This is a genomic window from Streptomyces sp. NPDC014727 (assembly GCF_043083485.1).
Taxonomy (GTDB): domain Bacteria; phylum Actinomycetota; class Actinomycetes; order Streptomycetales; family Streptomycetaceae; genus Streptomyces.
This window is the reverse complement of the sequence record NZ_JBIBYR010000010.1, coordinates 1-12,708: the sequence shown is the minus strand read 5'-3', so window position 1 is coordinate 12,708 and position 12,708 is coordinate 1. Positions and strand designations below refer to the sequence as shown.

Here is a 12,708-nt window from a genome sequence, read left to right as displayed (position 1 = left end):
GGGGCCGGACCACCGCACACCACTCCACAGGCGCCACCACCTGGTTCCGCGCTGCCCAAAAATAAGAATCTCAAATACCAATTCCAGATTCAGGAGTCCACAGATGCTCTCCGAGACGTCGACCGCCACTGTCCGTGCCACCCTCCCCGCCGTGGGGGCGGCCATCGGGGACATCGCCGATCTCTTCTACCGCAAGCTCTTCGACGCCCACCCCGAGTTGCTCCGCGACCTCTTCAACCGCGGCAACCAGGCGTCCGGCGCCCAGCGCCAGGCTCTCGCGGGCTCCATCGCCGCCTTCGCGACCCTGCTGGTCGAGCAGCCGGACACCCGACCCGACGTGATGCTCGGCCGGATCGCCCACAAGCACGCCTCGCTCGGCATCACCCCCGCGCAGTACGACATCGTGCACACGCATCTGTTCGCAGCCATCGCCGAGGTGCTCGGCGACGCGGTCACCCCGGAGGTCGCCGCCGCCTGGGACGAGGTCTACTGGCTGATGGCGGGCGCCCTGATCTCGATCGAGGAGCGGCTGTACGCGCAGCGGGGCATCGTCGCCGGGGACGTGTGGCGCGAGTGGGAGGTGATCGCCCGGGTCGAGGAGACCGCGGACGTCGCCACCTTCCAGCTCCGGCCGGCCGACGGCTCCCCCGCCCCCGCCTTCCACCCCGGTCAGTACGTCTCCGTGCAGGTGGAACTCCCCGACGGCGCCCGCCAGATCCGCCAGTACAGCCTTTCCAGCGCCCCGGGTTCGCCACTGCGCTCGATCACCGTCAAGCGGGTGCACGGCGGTGGATCGCCCGACGGCGAGGTCTCCCGTCATCTCCACGCCGAGGTCGGAGCCGGTGACCGACTGCGGGTCTCCGCCCCGTACGGCGACCTCGTACTCGACTCCACGGACGCCCCGCTGCTGCTCGCCTCCGCGGGCATCGGCTGCACCCCGATGCTCTCGATGCTGGAGCACCTCGCGGCGACCGGCCACCGCGCCCCGGTCACCGTCGTGCACGGCGACCGCTCCCCCGCCGACCACGCGCTGCGCACGGACCACGCCCTGCTGACCGGCAAACTCGCCGACGCCGCCGCCCACTTCTGGTACGAGAACCCGGAGCCCGGCCACCGCGCCGACCGCACCGGACTGGTCGACCTGAGCGACCTCGCGATCGCCCCGGGCACCCACGCCTACCTCTGCGGTCCGCTGCCCTTCATGCGCACCGTGCGCGGTCAGTTGCTGGCCAAGGGGGTCCCGGCAGCCGACATCCACTACGAGGTCTTCGGCCCCGACCTGTGGCTCGCGCAGGACTGAACCCCGCCCGTTCTCACGAGGTCTGACCGGATCGACTCGCTCACGATCCGAACCGCCGGTCCGGAGACAGCCCGGAGAGCGACACGGCGTGATCGCCAAGGACGGCCGGGTCCATCTCGCCGCCACGGCAGGACCGATCCACGCGGCTTCACGACGGACTCCGTGCGGGACCGGATCCGGGACCGCCTGAGATGCCCCGTACCCGCCCCTGTCCGGCCCGGCCCGGTGCGGCACGACGACAATGGCGTCATGCCTTCCGAAGCGCTCGACCTGTCCCGCCTGCGGCCGGTGCTCCCGTCACCTCTGCAACCGGCCGAGGACGAACGCTTCGCGCGCCACGGCGTGCGGCTGCTGCTCAAGCGGGACGATCTGATCCACCCCGATCTCCCGGGCAACAAATGGCGCAAACTCTCCCCCAATCTGCGGGCCGCCGCCGGGCGCACCGTGCTGACTTTCGGGGGCGCGTACTCCAACCATCTGCGGGCCACCGCCGCCGCCGGGCGGCTGCTCGGCTTCCCCACCGTCGGGGTCGTACGCGGCGACGAACTCGCCGGCCGCCCCCTCAACCCCTCGCTGGCCCGGTGCGCCGCCGACGGGATGACCCTGCATTTCATGGACCGCGGGACGTACCGCGCGAAGGCCGATCCGGAGGTCCTGGCGGGGCTGCTGAGCACCTACGGGGAGTGCTGCGTCATCCCGGAGGGCGGGAGCAACGCCGCGGCCGCACAGGGCTGCGCGGAGCTGGGCCATGAGCTGCGTGGCAGGGCCGATCTGGTCGCGGTGGCCTGCGGTACCGGCGGCACCCTCGCCGGTCTCGCCGCCGGTCTCGCGCCGGGGCAGCGCGCCCTCGGCGTCCCGGTGCTGCGCGGCGGATTCCTCGGCGACGCGGTACGGGAACTGCAGCAGGAGGCATTTGGCGGGGCGGCCGGGTCGTGGTCCCTGGACGAACGCTTCCACTTCGGCGGATACGCCCGTACGCCCCCGCCGCTGCACGCCTTCGCGGACGACTTCGAGCAGCGGCACGGGCTGCCCGTCGAGCGGCTCTACGTCGCCAAGCTGCTGTACGCACTCACCACGCTCGCCGAAGAGGGCGCGTTCCCCGCGGGAACCACGGTCGCGGCCGTCGTCACGGGCCGGCCGTAGACGCCCCCGTCAGGGCGCGCTCGATTCCTCCCGGTAGGCCGCCGCCTCCTCCAGGTCGAGCCGTCTGAGCAACGTGCGGAGCATCTCGTCGTCGATCCGCCGCTCGTCCCGCAGCCGTACGAAGACCGCGCGCTCGGCGTCGATCATCTCCCCGGCCAGACGCCGGTACGTGTCGTCCGCCGACTCCCCGGTCACCGGGTTGGCGGCGCCGAGGCGCTCCCACACGGCGTTGCGGCGGCGCTCCAGGACGGCGCGCAGCCGGTCGGTGAGCGGTCCGGGCAGGGCGTTGCGCCGGTCGGTGAGGAGTTCCTCCAGGCGTGCCTCGGCGGCTGTGGACGCCTCGCTCTGCGCCTGCGCCTCCGCCAGCGTCTGCGCCGTCGCGTCGCGCCCCGGAAGCCTGAGGACACGCACCAGCAGCGGCAGGCTGAGCCCCTGGATGACGAGGGTGCCGATGACGGTGGTGAAGGTCAGGAACAGCACGAGGTTGCGGGCCGGGAAGGCCTGCCCGCCGGTCGTGACCATCGGGATGGAGAAGGCGATGGCGAGCGAGACGACCCCGCGCATCCCGGCCCAGCCGACGATCAGCGGTGCCGACCAGTCCGTGCCGGGCTCGCGCTCCCTGATCCGTTTCGACAGCCATCTGGGCAGATACGTCGCCGGGTAGACCCAGACGAAGCGGACCACGACGACGGCGAGGAACACGGCGAGCGCGTACCAGAGGGCGTCCGCCACGGCGTACGTACCGAGCCCCTTCAGTACGAAGGGCAGTTGGAGCCCGATCAGCGCGAAGACCGCGGACTCCAGGATGAACGCGACCATCTTCCAGACGGCCGCCTCCTGGAGCCGGGTCGCGAAGTCGACCTGCCAGGCCCGGTGACCCAGATAGAGCGCGACGACGACCACGGCGAGCACCCCGGAGGCGTGCACGCGTTCCGCCGCCGCGTACGCCACGAAGGGGATCAGCAGGGACAGCGTGTTCTGCAGCAGCGCTTCCTTGAGGTGCGTACGGAGCCAGTGCAGCGGCACCATCAGCGCCAGGCCGACCACGACACCCCCGACGGCCGCGAGGAGGAATTCACCGATCCCGGCGCCCCAGCTCATGCCCTCGCCGATGGCGGCGGCGAGGGCCACCTTGTACGCGGTGATCGCCGTGGCGTCGTTCACCAGGGACTCGCCCTGCAGGATCGTCGTGACCCGGGCGGGCAGCCCGACCCGACGGGCGATCGCGGCGGCCGTGACGGCGTCCGGCGGGGCGACCACCGCGCCGAGCACCAGCGCGGCGGTGGGCGGCAGGTCGGGCACGAGGCGGTACGCGAGCCAGCCGACCGCCGCGGTCGCGAACAGCACGTAACCGACGGAGAGCAGCGCGACCGGCCGGATATTGGCCCGCAGATCGAGGTACGAGCTGTCGACCGCCGCCGTGTAGAGCAGCGGCGGCAGCAGCAGCGGCAGCACGACGTGTGCGTCCAGCGTGTACGTCGGCACCCCGGGCAGATACGAGGCGATCAGCCCCACCGTGACCAGCAGGAGAGGGGCCGGCACGGGGGTGCGGCGCGCGGCCCCCGCGACAGCCGCACTGGCTGCGACCAGTGCCACCAGAGGCAATGCGTCCATCTCACGGTCCTCACATCCGTCGTAACCTGACAATCATGAGTGACTGCCCGCACCTGTCCGAACTGCCGCGCCCCGAGCCGGCCCCGCTCAGTGAGACGTGTACCGGCTGTCTCGCGGCGGGCACCCACCCGGTGCAGCTGCGACTCTGCCTCGTCTGCGGCCATGTCGGCTGCTGCGATTCGTCACCGCTGCAGCACGCCACCGCCCACTTCAAGGAGACCGGTCATCCGCTGATGCGGAGCTTCGAGCCCGGCGAAAGCTGGCGCTGGTGCTTCGTGGACGGTTCGATCGTCTGACGTCCGGGTACGTCAATCCGGCGCTGGTTGTTCGTAATTGACCTCCGCAGGCCCCTAGCCACCGTGTGTACTCGTGGGTTTACCATGAGTGACACTCATGGGCTGGAGCCGTCCGTTCACGATCCGCGGGCAGGCCCCGGGGCCCGGCGACACGGCATCATGGATCGCGATAGCGTCGCCGGACCAGAACCGAAGACGTACCGCATGGCTCCGGGGCGCCCTTCCCGGACCCTCGAAAGAGTTTGTGCCACCTTGGAGGTGAGGGTGTCCCAGATCGCAGGCGAGCCCGGGAATCAGGACTTCGTAGAGGTCCGGCTGCCCGCTGCGGGTGCCTACCTGTCAGTGCTGCGTACGGCCACGGCCGGTCTCGCAGCGCGCTTGGACTTCACACTCGACGAGATCGAGGATCTCCGCATCGCCGTCGACGAGGCCTGCGCGATCCTGCTCCAGCAGGCCGTGCCGGGCTCCGTCCTCAGCTGCGTCTTCCGGCTCATCGAGGATTCTCTTGAGGTGACGGTGTCGGCGCCGACGACGGACGGCCGGGCGCCGGAGCGCGACACTTTCGCCTGGACGGTGCTCTCCGCGCTGGCCGGCAAGGTCGACTCCTCGGTCGCCGACGACCGCACGGTCAGCATCAGCCTGTACAAACAGCGCGGCGCGGGACCCGGGCCGGCGTGAGCAACGGGAACGGGGACGGTCCTGTGCGGGACGAGACGATCCGACCAGGGGTGGTGCGCGCAGCAGGCATCCCGGAGCAGCAGGCCCTGCCCCATCCGGAGGACGGGGCGGACGGGCCTGCGGGCCCCACGGTCGCGTGGGAGCAGTCGCAGGCGGAGCGGGCAGGCCAGATGAGCGAGCACGGGCACCACGATCCACACGACCGCAGCGGGGCGCGGGCGCTGTTCGTCGAACTGCGCGGGCTTCCCGACGGATCGGCCGAGAAGGCGGAGCTGCGCAACCGGCTGGTGCGGATGCATCTGCCGCTCGTGGAGCACCTGGCCCGCCGGTTCCGCAATCGCGGCGAGCCGCTGGACGACCTGACCCAGGTCGCCACGATCGGGCTGATCAAGTCGGTCGACCGGTTCGACCCGGACCGAGGCGTCGAGTTCTCGACGTACGCGACACCCACGGTCGTCGGCGAGATCAAGCGCCACTTCCGTGACAAGGGCTGGGCGGTCCGGGTGCCGCGCCGGCTCCAGGAGCTGCGGCTCTCGCTCACCACGGCCACCGCCGAACTCTCCCAGCAGCACGGCCGCTCGCCGACGGTGCACGAGCTGGCGGAGCGACTGGGCATCTCCGAGGAAGAGGTCCTGGAGGGGCTGGAGTCGGCCAATGCGTACAGCACGCTCTCGCTGGACGTGCCGGACACGGACGACGAGTCCCCCGCGGTGGCGGACACTCTTGGCTCCGAGGACGAGGCGCTGGAGGGCGTCGAGTACCGGGAGTCGCTCAAACCGCTGCTGGAGGACCTGCCGCCGCGCGAGAAGCGGATCCTGCTGCTGCGATTCTTCGGCAACATGACCCAGTCGCAGATCGCCCAGGAGGTCGGCATCTCGCAGATGCACGTCTCGCGACTGCTGGCCCGCACCCTGGCGCAGCTGCGTGAGCGGCTGCTCGTCGAGGAGTAGGGCCGGAGAGGCGGGGCGAGGGTCCGACGCCTGTGCGCGGAGCCGACGCGAACGCCGACTCCGTGCGCCGAGCGGTCGCTGCGGGACAGTCGGCTCGGGCGGCGGCCGGGCACGGGCAGCGGCTCGTGCCCGCCCGGCAGGCCGTGGCCGGCAGTCGGGTGCGGCGGTCGGGTCGCGCGCGTGAGCGCCGTGGCGAAACGGCCCGCTCATGCGTCCCGGCGGCCGACGGCTCCCGTGGCTCAGGCGTCCGGTGTGGTGCCCGGCCGGCGAATGCCCAGTTCGTCGATCGTCGTCGGCCTGACCAGCTGATAGAGCGCTGTCAGGACCACCGCCGCGAGGACGATCCCGGCCGGGATCAGCACGCCGTGGGACCTCAGCAGGGTCCAGGCCACCGGAAGCCCGATGATCTGCGTGATGAGCGCGGGGCCGCGGCTCCAGCTGCGCCGCAGCAGCAGGCCACGTGCGGCGATCAGCGGGATCAGGCCGAGCGCGATCAGCGTGAGGCCGCCCATCTCCGCCTGCTGTGGGGTCTCGGGGTGCCCCAGCAGCCCCATCACCAGCATGTAGATCCCGCCGACGACGAGCGCCGCCCCTTCCAGGGCGTTGAGTCCGGCCACGAGCGTGATCCTGCTCGGCTTCGCCGGTCCGACCGAGGGTGCGGGCGACTCCGAAACCGACTCGGAGGGCGGCTCGGAGGGCGTGTTCTGCTGAGTACTCACCCTTGCAGGTTGGCATCCCGGCACCGCGAAAGCGAAGCCGGGGGTCGGAAAGGTATGGGACCGGACGACCGCCCCTCGCCCCACCGCACCCGATCCGTCACCGAGGGTGAAGGACATGGGGCAGGACTTCAGAGCGATACCACTCGGTAGGTAGTCTGGCCGTCATGCGCGCACTCCTTGTGGTCAATCCAGCTGCTACCACCACCAGTGCGCGGACGCGTGATGTGCTCATCCACGCACTGGCCAGCGAGATGAAGCTGGAGGCCGTGACCACCGAGTACCGGGGCCACGCCCGGGACCTGGGCCGTCGGGCCGCGGACTCCGGGGAGATCGACCTGGTGGTCGCCCTGGGCGGCGACGGCACGGTCAACGAGGTCGTCAACGGCCTGCTCCACAGCGGCCCCGACCTGGACAATCTGCCGAGCCTCGCGGTGGTCCCCGGCGGCTCCACCAATGTCTTCGCGCGCGCCCTCGGCCTGCCCAACGACGCCGTGGAGGCGACCGGCGCGATCCTGGACGCGCTCGCCAACCGGACCGAACGCACGGTCGGCCTGGGACTGGCGGCCGGCACCCCCGGCACCGCGGACGAGTCGGTCCCGGAACGCTGGTTCACTTTCTGCGCCGGGCTCGGATTCGACGCGGGCGTGGTCGGCCGGGTCGAACAGAAACGCGAATCGGGTAAGCGCTCCACGCACGCGCTGTATGTCCGCCAGTTCGTCCGGCAATTCCTGGAGGAACCGCGCCGCAGACACGGGGCAATCACGCTGGAGACCCCCGGACAACCGCCTGTGACCGATCTTGCACTGTCGATAATCTCCAATACGGCCCCCTGGACCTACCTGGGGAATCGCCCCATGTACGCGTCCCCCAAGGCCACGTTCGACACCGGCCTGGACGTGCTCGGACTCAAGCGGCTCTCCACCGCGGCCGTGGCCCGGTACGGCACCCAGCTGCTGACTTCGAGCCCCGAGAAGGGCCCGTCCGGGAAGCATGCCGTTTCACTCCATGACCTCACGGACTTCACCTTGCATTCAAAGGCGCCGCTGCCCTTTCAGATGGACGGCGACCATCTGGGAGTGCGCACCAGTGTGACGTTCACAGGCGTACGCCGTGCACTGCGTGTGATTGTGTGAGTGGAAGAGACCAAAGTCCTTTAACTCGAACGTTTGGGCTGGACTCCACCCCATAGAAGTACGGCTGTGACCTAGTCGACACCGAGGAATCAAAAAAAAGTTTCCGGAAGGGGTTGTATCCGCCGCCGAGGTTTGCGAATCTCTACATGGCGATCGGGACGGCCCGCAACAACGGCCTCCACTGAGAGCCAGAACCCCTCCTCAATCCACAGGACCACAACCAGTTCATCTGGGCGTCGGCCCGTTGACTGCGGGGGGATTCGTGAAAGCGTTCACATTCACAAGCAACAGTATGTAATACCAAGGAGAGGTAGCAGCCATGGACTGGCGTCACAACGCCGTTTGTCGTGAGGAAGACCCCGAGCTGTTCTTCCCCATCGGCAACACCGGTCCTGCGCTGCTGCAGATCGAGGAAGCCAAGGCCGTCTGCCGTCGCTGCCCCGTCATGGAGCAGTGCCTGCAGTGGGCGCTCGAGTCCGGCCAGGACTCCGGCGTCTGGGGTGGCCTCAGCGAGGACGAGCGCCGCGCCATGAAGCGCCGTGCCGCTCGCAACCGGGCGCGTAACGCCAGCGCCTGATCCGACGCCACCGCTACGAGCCTCAGCCAGGCGGCGCGTACAGCGCGTACGCACAACCCCGCCCCCGAGTCGCAGCGCGCAGTACCCCCCGAAGCGCATGCATGAACAGTGAGCCCGGACCGTGATCAACGGTCCGGGCTCACTGCTGTGTTCGCGTCGGTCGCGGCCGGGGCTACTTCTCGGCCCGGACCGGGATGTCGAGGACGACCCTGGTGCCGCGCACGGGGGCCGGGATCATTCCGAAGGTCCCGCTCAACTCGCCCTCCACCAGCGTCCGCACGATCTGCAGTCCCAGGTTGCCGGCACGCTGCGGGTCGAAGCCTTCGGGCAGACCGCAGCCGTCGTCCTGAACCGTGATCAGCAACCGTGTCCCGGCGGAGGAACCGCCGCGTACCGCCGATACATCGACCGTGCCGGACTCGGCGAGGGTGAAGGCGTGTTCCAGCGCGTTCTGCAGGACCTCGGTGAGCACCATCGCCAGCGGGGTGGCCACTTCGGCGTCGAGGATGCCGAAGCGTCCCGTCCGACGGCAGGTGACCTTGCCCGGCGAGATCTCGGCGACCATCGCGATGACCCGGTCGGCGATCTCGTCGAACTCCACTCGCTCGTCCAGATTCTGGGACAGCGTCTCATGCACGATGGCGATCGAACCGACGCGCCGTACCGCCTCGTTGAGAGCCTCACGGCCTCGCACCGAGTCCATCCTGCGGGCCTGGAGCCGCAACAGGGCGGCAACGGTCTGGAGGTTGTTCTTCACCCGGTGGTGGATTTCCCGGATGGTGGCGTCCTTGGTGATCAACTCCCGCTCTCGGCGGCGCAGTTCGGTGACGTCCCGGAGCAGGACCAGGGAGCCGATCCGGACGCCCTTGGGCTTGAGCGGAATCGCCCGGAGCTGGATCACCCCGCCCGCGCACTCGACCTCGAACTCCCGGGGCGCGTAGCCGCTGGCGAGTTTGACCAGGGCCTCGTCCACCGGGCCCCGGGAGGGGGCGAGCTCGGCAGTGATCCCGCCCAGATGCTGGCCGACCAGGTCGGAGGCGAGGCCGAGGCGGTGGTAGGCGGAGAGGCCGTTGGGGCTGGCGTACTGGACGACCCCGTCGGCGTCGAGCCTGATCAGCCCGTCGCCGACGCGCGGCGAGGCGTCCATGTCGACCTGCTGGCCGGGGAACGGGAAGGCCCCGGCGGCGATCATCTGAGCCAGGTCGGAGGCCGACTGGAGGTAGGTGAGTTCCAGCCGGGAGGGGGTACGGACGGTCAGGAGGTTGGTGTTGCGGGCGATGACGCCGAGGACCCGGCCCTCGCGCCGCACCGGGATCGACTCGACCCGTACCGGCACCTCCTCGCGCCACTCCGGGTCGCCCTCGCGCACGATCCGGCCCTCGTCCAGCGCCGCGTCGAGCAGGGGACGGCGGCCGCGTGGCACCAAGTGGCCGACCATGTCGTCCTGGTAGGAGGTGGGGCCGGTGTTGGGCCGCATCTGGGCCACGGACACATAGCGGGTGCCGTCCCGGGTGGGGACCCACAGCACGAGGTCGGCGAAGGACAGGTCGGAGAGCAGCTGCCACTCCGAGACCAGCAGGTGCAGCCACTCCAGGTCGGTGTCGCTGAGGGCTGTGTGCTGGCGGACGAGGTCGTTCATGGAGGGCACGTGTGCGAGCGTACCCGCGGATGGGCAATGGCTCCGAACCGTACGCCCCGGGCCTACGTGTCAGGGAAGGAGGCCCGGAAAATTGCGGTGCTCCGACGGATGGACACGGGCGAATGGTCTAGTCCACAATGCTCAAGACAGAGCTTCCGCTCTCCCCGCACAGGAGAGTGGATCGAGGTACCCGCGCTCTCTGCCCTGACCGCGCGAGCACCTCTCCCCGGCCGGGGGCACCGCACACCGCCGGCCGAGCAGACCGTCCGGCGCCTGCAGGGCGAAGCCCCCAGGCGGTGGTCGGTCTTACTCCGGGCTGCGGTGCCGGACGGGCCGAGGGTCCCGCTCCGGCGCCGTGGCCCGCGGGTGTTCCACGGGCCCGTCGCGCGATCAGTGGGTCTCGGTGACCTTGGCCAGCGCGCGGGGCGCGTCCGGGTCCTGGCCACGGGCGATCGTCACCTCGTACGCCAGCAGCTGCAGCGGCAGGATCTCCAGGATCGGCTGGACCTCTTCGGCGACCCCGGCCGTCGGCAGCGCGAAGCCCGCGGACGCCGCCGCCACCTGGGCCTCGGGGCCGACCACGAACAGATCCGCGCCACGGCCGCGCAGCCGGTCCAGGACCGGCTGCAGCGCCTCGCCGCCCCGGCCGTCGGTGACGACCGCGATCACCGGGGAGATGTTGTCGACCATGGCGAGCGGCCCGTGCAGCAGATCGGCGCCGGAATAGGAGAGAGCGGGGATGTAGCTGGTCTCCATCAGCTTCAGCGCGGCCTCCTTGGCCGTGGGGTAGCCGTAGCCGCGCGAGGTGATGACCATGCGCTCGGCGAAGCGGTAGCGCGCGGCCAGCGCCCTCACCTCGTCCTTACGGGCCAGGATCGACTCGGCCCGCTCCGGCAGGATCGCGGCGGCCGCACCGTCGCCGCCGCTCAACCCTTCCACGAAGAGGTAGAGGGACAGCAGCGACGCCGTGTAGGTCTTGGTGGCGGGGAGGGCCTTCTCCGGGCCCGCAAGAATGTCGATGTGGTACTCGGAGACGGCGGCCAGCGGCGAATCCGGGTTGTTGGTGACGGCCAGGGTGATCGCGCCGGCCTCGCGGGCGGCCCGGGTGGAGGCCACCAGGTCGGGCGAGCCGCCGGACTGGCTGACGGTGACGACCAGCACGTCCCTGAGGTCAGGCTTCGCGCCGTACGCGGTCGTGGTGGACATGGAGGCGAGTCCGCAGGGCAGGCCGAGCCGGATCTCCAACAGGTACTTGGCGTAGAGCGCGGCGTTGTCCGACGTACCGCGGGCGGTGAGGAGGACGAAGCGCGGCTTCCTCGCCGCGATCCCGGCGGCCACCTCGCGGATCGCGGGGGCTCCCTCATCGAGGATCCGGCGCAGCACTCCGGGCTGTTCGGCCATCTCACCGGACATGATCCGGCCCGGTTTCTCGCGCTCCTCGGACGATGACGTGGCGGGCATGTCGAGCCTCCCAGAAGTGTTCCGGTGCGTCAGGAACGCCGTTCGCCCCAGTCGACCACGGGGAGCCGGACGCCCGCCATCGGTGTGCGGCCGGGACGGGTACGGACCATCGTGTCCGCGCCGTCGGGTTCTGCTAGATTGGATCCCGATTGGTCTATACCACATGATTCAATTCTTCAGATCGGCAGGCCCCGCGTGGAAGTTGTCATCGTCCCGGACGCCAAGGCAGGCGGCGAACTCATCGCAGAAGCCATCGGCGCGCTGCTGAGCCGCAAGCCCGACGCCCTTCTCGGCGTTGCCACCGGCTCTACCCCGCTGCCCGTCTACCAGGCTCTGGCGGCCAAGGTCCGTTCCGGCGCCGTGGACGCCTCGCGCGCCCGGATCTGCCAGCTGGACGAGTACGTCGGGCTGCCGGCGGGCCACCCCGAGTCCTACCGCTCCGTGGTGCTGCGCGAGGTCGTCGAACCGCTCGGTCTGCCGGAGGCGTCCTTCATGGGCCCCGACGGCTCCGCCGAGGACATCCCGGCGGCCTGCCAGGCGTACGACCGGGCGCTGGCCGAGGCCGGCGGGGTGGACCTGCAGCTCCTCGGTATCGGCACGGACGGGCACATCGGCTTCAACGAGCCGTGCTCCTCGCTCGCCTCCCGTACCCGGATCAAGACGCTCACCGAGCAGACCCGGATCGACAACGCGCGCTTCTTCGACAACGACATCACGCAGGTGCCGCACCACGTGATCACCCAGGGCATCGGCACCATCCTGGAGTCCCGGCACCCGATCCTGCTCGCCACCGGCGAGGGCAAGGCCGAGGCCGTGGCGCAGACGGTCGAGGGTCCGGTCGCCTCGATCGTGCCCGCGTCCGCGCTGCAACTGCACCCGCACGCGACGGTGGTGGTGGACGAGGCCGCGGCGTCGAAGCTGAAGCTGGCGGACTACTTCCGCGCCACGTACGCGTCGAAGCCGCTGTGGCAGGGCATTTAGGGCCTCTCGTTCGGATCATGCCGGGCTCGCGGGTTTCTGCATGATCCGGACGGAGGACCCTGACCGCAGCTGACGTACGAGAGGGCCGGGGGGGCCCCCAGGCCGGGGGGGCCCCCCCCCCCCCCCCCCCCACCCCCCCCCGGGGGCCCCCCCCCCCCGGGGGTTTGACCGCCCGCGCCCCCCCCCCCCCCCGGGGCGCCCCCCGGGGGGGGCGGGG

The 12,708-nt window shown here is 70.6% G+C and carries 12 protein-coding genes; 8 read left to right on the top strand and 4 right to left on the bottom strand.

Annotated elements, in window-relative coordinates; all coding sequences use genetic code 11:
• Positions 1–103 precede the first annotated feature (103 nt).
• A complete protein-coding gene (locus tag ACF1B9_RS17465; RefSeq protein ID WP_391741682.1) occupies positions 104–1,300 on the top strand; it encodes a globin domain-containing protein in 1,197 nt (398 codons plus the stop codon).
• A gap of 249 nt (positions 1,301–1,549) precedes the next feature.
• Positions 1,550–2,443 carry a 1-aminocyclopropane-1-carboxylate deaminase/D-cysteine desulfhydrase gene (locus tag ACF1B9_RS17460; protein WP_391741681.1) on the top strand — a complete coding sequence of 298 codons (894 nt, stop codon included), beginning with the start codon at positions 1,550–1,552 and terminating at the stop codon, positions 2,441–2,443.
• 9 nt (positions 2,444–2,452) lie between these two features.
• On the opposite strand, the gene ACF1B9_RS17455 is transcribed toward ACF1B9_RS17460, so the two are convergent.
• Positions 2,453–4,057, bottom strand: a complete 1,605-nt coding sequence (locus tag ACF1B9_RS17455; RefSeq protein WP_391741680.1) for a Na+/H+ antiporter — start codon at positions 4,055–4,057, stop codon at positions 2,453–2,455.
• Between the two features lie 35 nt (positions 4,058–4,092).
• Between ACF1B9_RS17455 and ACF1B9_RS17450 the strand changes: the two genes are divergently transcribed.
• From ACF1B9_RS17450 to ACF1B9_RS17440, 3 genes are all read left to right on the top strand, one after another.
• On the top strand, positions 4,093–4,353 hold the full coding sequence (locus ACF1B9_RS17450; RefSeq protein ID WP_391741679.1) for a UBP-type zinc finger domain-containing protein: 261 nt from the start codon (positions 4,093–4,095) through the stop codon (positions 4,351–4,353).
• A gap of 264 nt (positions 4,354–4,617) precedes the next feature.
• Entirely contained in the window at positions 4,618–5,031 is a 414-nt protein-coding gene (locus tag ACF1B9_RS17445) for an anti-sigma regulatory factor (RefSeq protein WP_073781878.1), read from the top strand.
• A complete protein-coding gene (locus ACF1B9_RS17440) occupies positions 5,028–5,981 on the top strand; it encodes an RNA polymerase sigma factor SigF (protein WP_391741677.1) in 954 nt (317 codons plus the stop codon). The genes ACF1B9_RS17445 and ACF1B9_RS17440 overlap by 4 nt, the downstream gene beginning before the upstream one ends.
• A gap of 239 nt (positions 5,982–6,220) precedes the next feature.
• Here the strand turns inward: ACF1B9_RS17440 and ACF1B9_RS17435 are convergent, their stop codons facing one another.
• Positions 6,221–6,598 carry a hypothetical protein gene (locus ACF1B9_RS17435; RefSeq protein ID WP_391741902.1) on the bottom strand — a complete coding sequence of 126 codons (378 nt, stop codon included), beginning with the start codon at positions 6,596–6,598 and terminating at the stop codon, positions 6,221–6,223.
• Positions 6,599–6,864: 266 nt separating this feature from the next.
• Here ACF1B9_RS17435 and ACF1B9_RS17430 point away from each other — a divergent pair, with 266 nt between their 5' ends.
• Positions 6,865–7,833 (top strand): diacylglycerol/lipid kinase family protein, encoded by a 969-nt coding sequence (locus ACF1B9_RS17430; protein ID WP_391741676.1) that lies wholly within the window; start codon positions 6,865–6,867, stop codon positions 7,831–7,833.
• A 319-nt stretch (positions 7,834–8,152) separates the two neighbouring features.
• Complete coding sequence (locus ACF1B9_RS17425) at positions 8,153–8,410, top strand: WhiB family transcriptional regulator (RefSeq protein WP_003953983.1); 258 nt, start codon at positions 8,153–8,155, stop codon at positions 8,408–8,410.
• Between the two features lie 172 nt (positions 8,411–8,582).
• Here the strand turns inward: ACF1B9_RS17425 and ACF1B9_RS17420 are convergent, their stop codons facing one another.
• Both ACF1B9_RS17420 and ACF1B9_RS17415 read right to left on the bottom strand, forming a co-directional pair.
• Positions 8,583–10,049, bottom strand: coding sequence for a histidine kinase N-terminal domain-containing protein (locus ACF1B9_RS17420; protein WP_391741901.1), 1,467 nt, complete (start codon positions 10,047–10,049; stop codon positions 8,583–8,585).
• Between the two features lie 390 nt (positions 10,050–10,439).
• Complete coding sequence (locus ACF1B9_RS17415) at positions 10,440–11,510, bottom strand: SIS domain-containing protein (RefSeq protein WP_351078488.1); 1,071 nt, start codon at positions 11,508–11,510, stop codon at positions 10,440–10,442.
• Between the two features lie 195 nt (positions 11,511–11,705).
• Here ACF1B9_RS17415 and nagB point away from each other — a divergent pair, with 195 nt between their 5' ends.
• Positions 11,706–12,491, top strand: coding sequence for a glucosamine-6-phosphate deaminase (gene nagB, locus ACF1B9_RS17410; RefSeq protein WP_391741674.1), 786 nt, complete (start codon positions 11,706–11,708; stop codon positions 12,489–12,491).
• Positions 12,492–12,708 lie beyond the last annotated feature (217 nt).

Excerpts from the sequence above, each read along its gene's own strand:
- ACF1B9_RS17465 (WP_391741682.1), top strand. The coding sequence starts at position 104 with ATGCTCTCCGAGACGTCGACCGCCACTGTCCGTGCCACCCTCCCCGCC.
- ACF1B9_RS17460 (WP_391741681.1), top strand. The coding sequence starts at position 1,550 with ATGCCTTCCGAAGCGCTCGACCTGTCCCGCCTGCGGCCGGTGCTCCCG.
- ACF1B9_RS17455 (WP_391741680.1), bottom strand. The coding sequence starts at position 4,057 with ATGGACGCATTGCCTCTGGTGGCACTGGTCGCAGCCAGTGCGGCTGTC.
- ACF1B9_RS17450 (WP_391741679.1), top strand. The coding sequence starts at position 4,093 with ATGAGTGACTGCCCGCACCTGTCCGAACTGCCGCGCCCCGAGCCGGCC.
- ACF1B9_RS17430 (WP_391741676.1), top strand. The coding sequence starts at position 6,865 with ATGCGCGCACTCCTTGTGGTCAATCCAGCTGCTACCACCACCAGTGCG.
- ACF1B9_RS17425 (WP_003953983.1), top strand. The coding sequence starts at position 8,153 with ATGGACTGGCGTCACAACGCCGTTTGTCGTGAGGAAGACCCCGAGCTG.
- ACF1B9_RS17420 (WP_391741901.1), bottom strand. The coding sequence starts at position 10,049 with ATGAACGACCTCGTCCGCCAGCACACAGCCCTCAGCGACACCGACCTG.
- ACF1B9_RS17415 (WP_351078488.1), bottom strand. The coding sequence starts at position 11,510 with ATGCCCGCCACGTCATCGTCCGAGGAGCGCGAGAAACCGGGCCGGATC.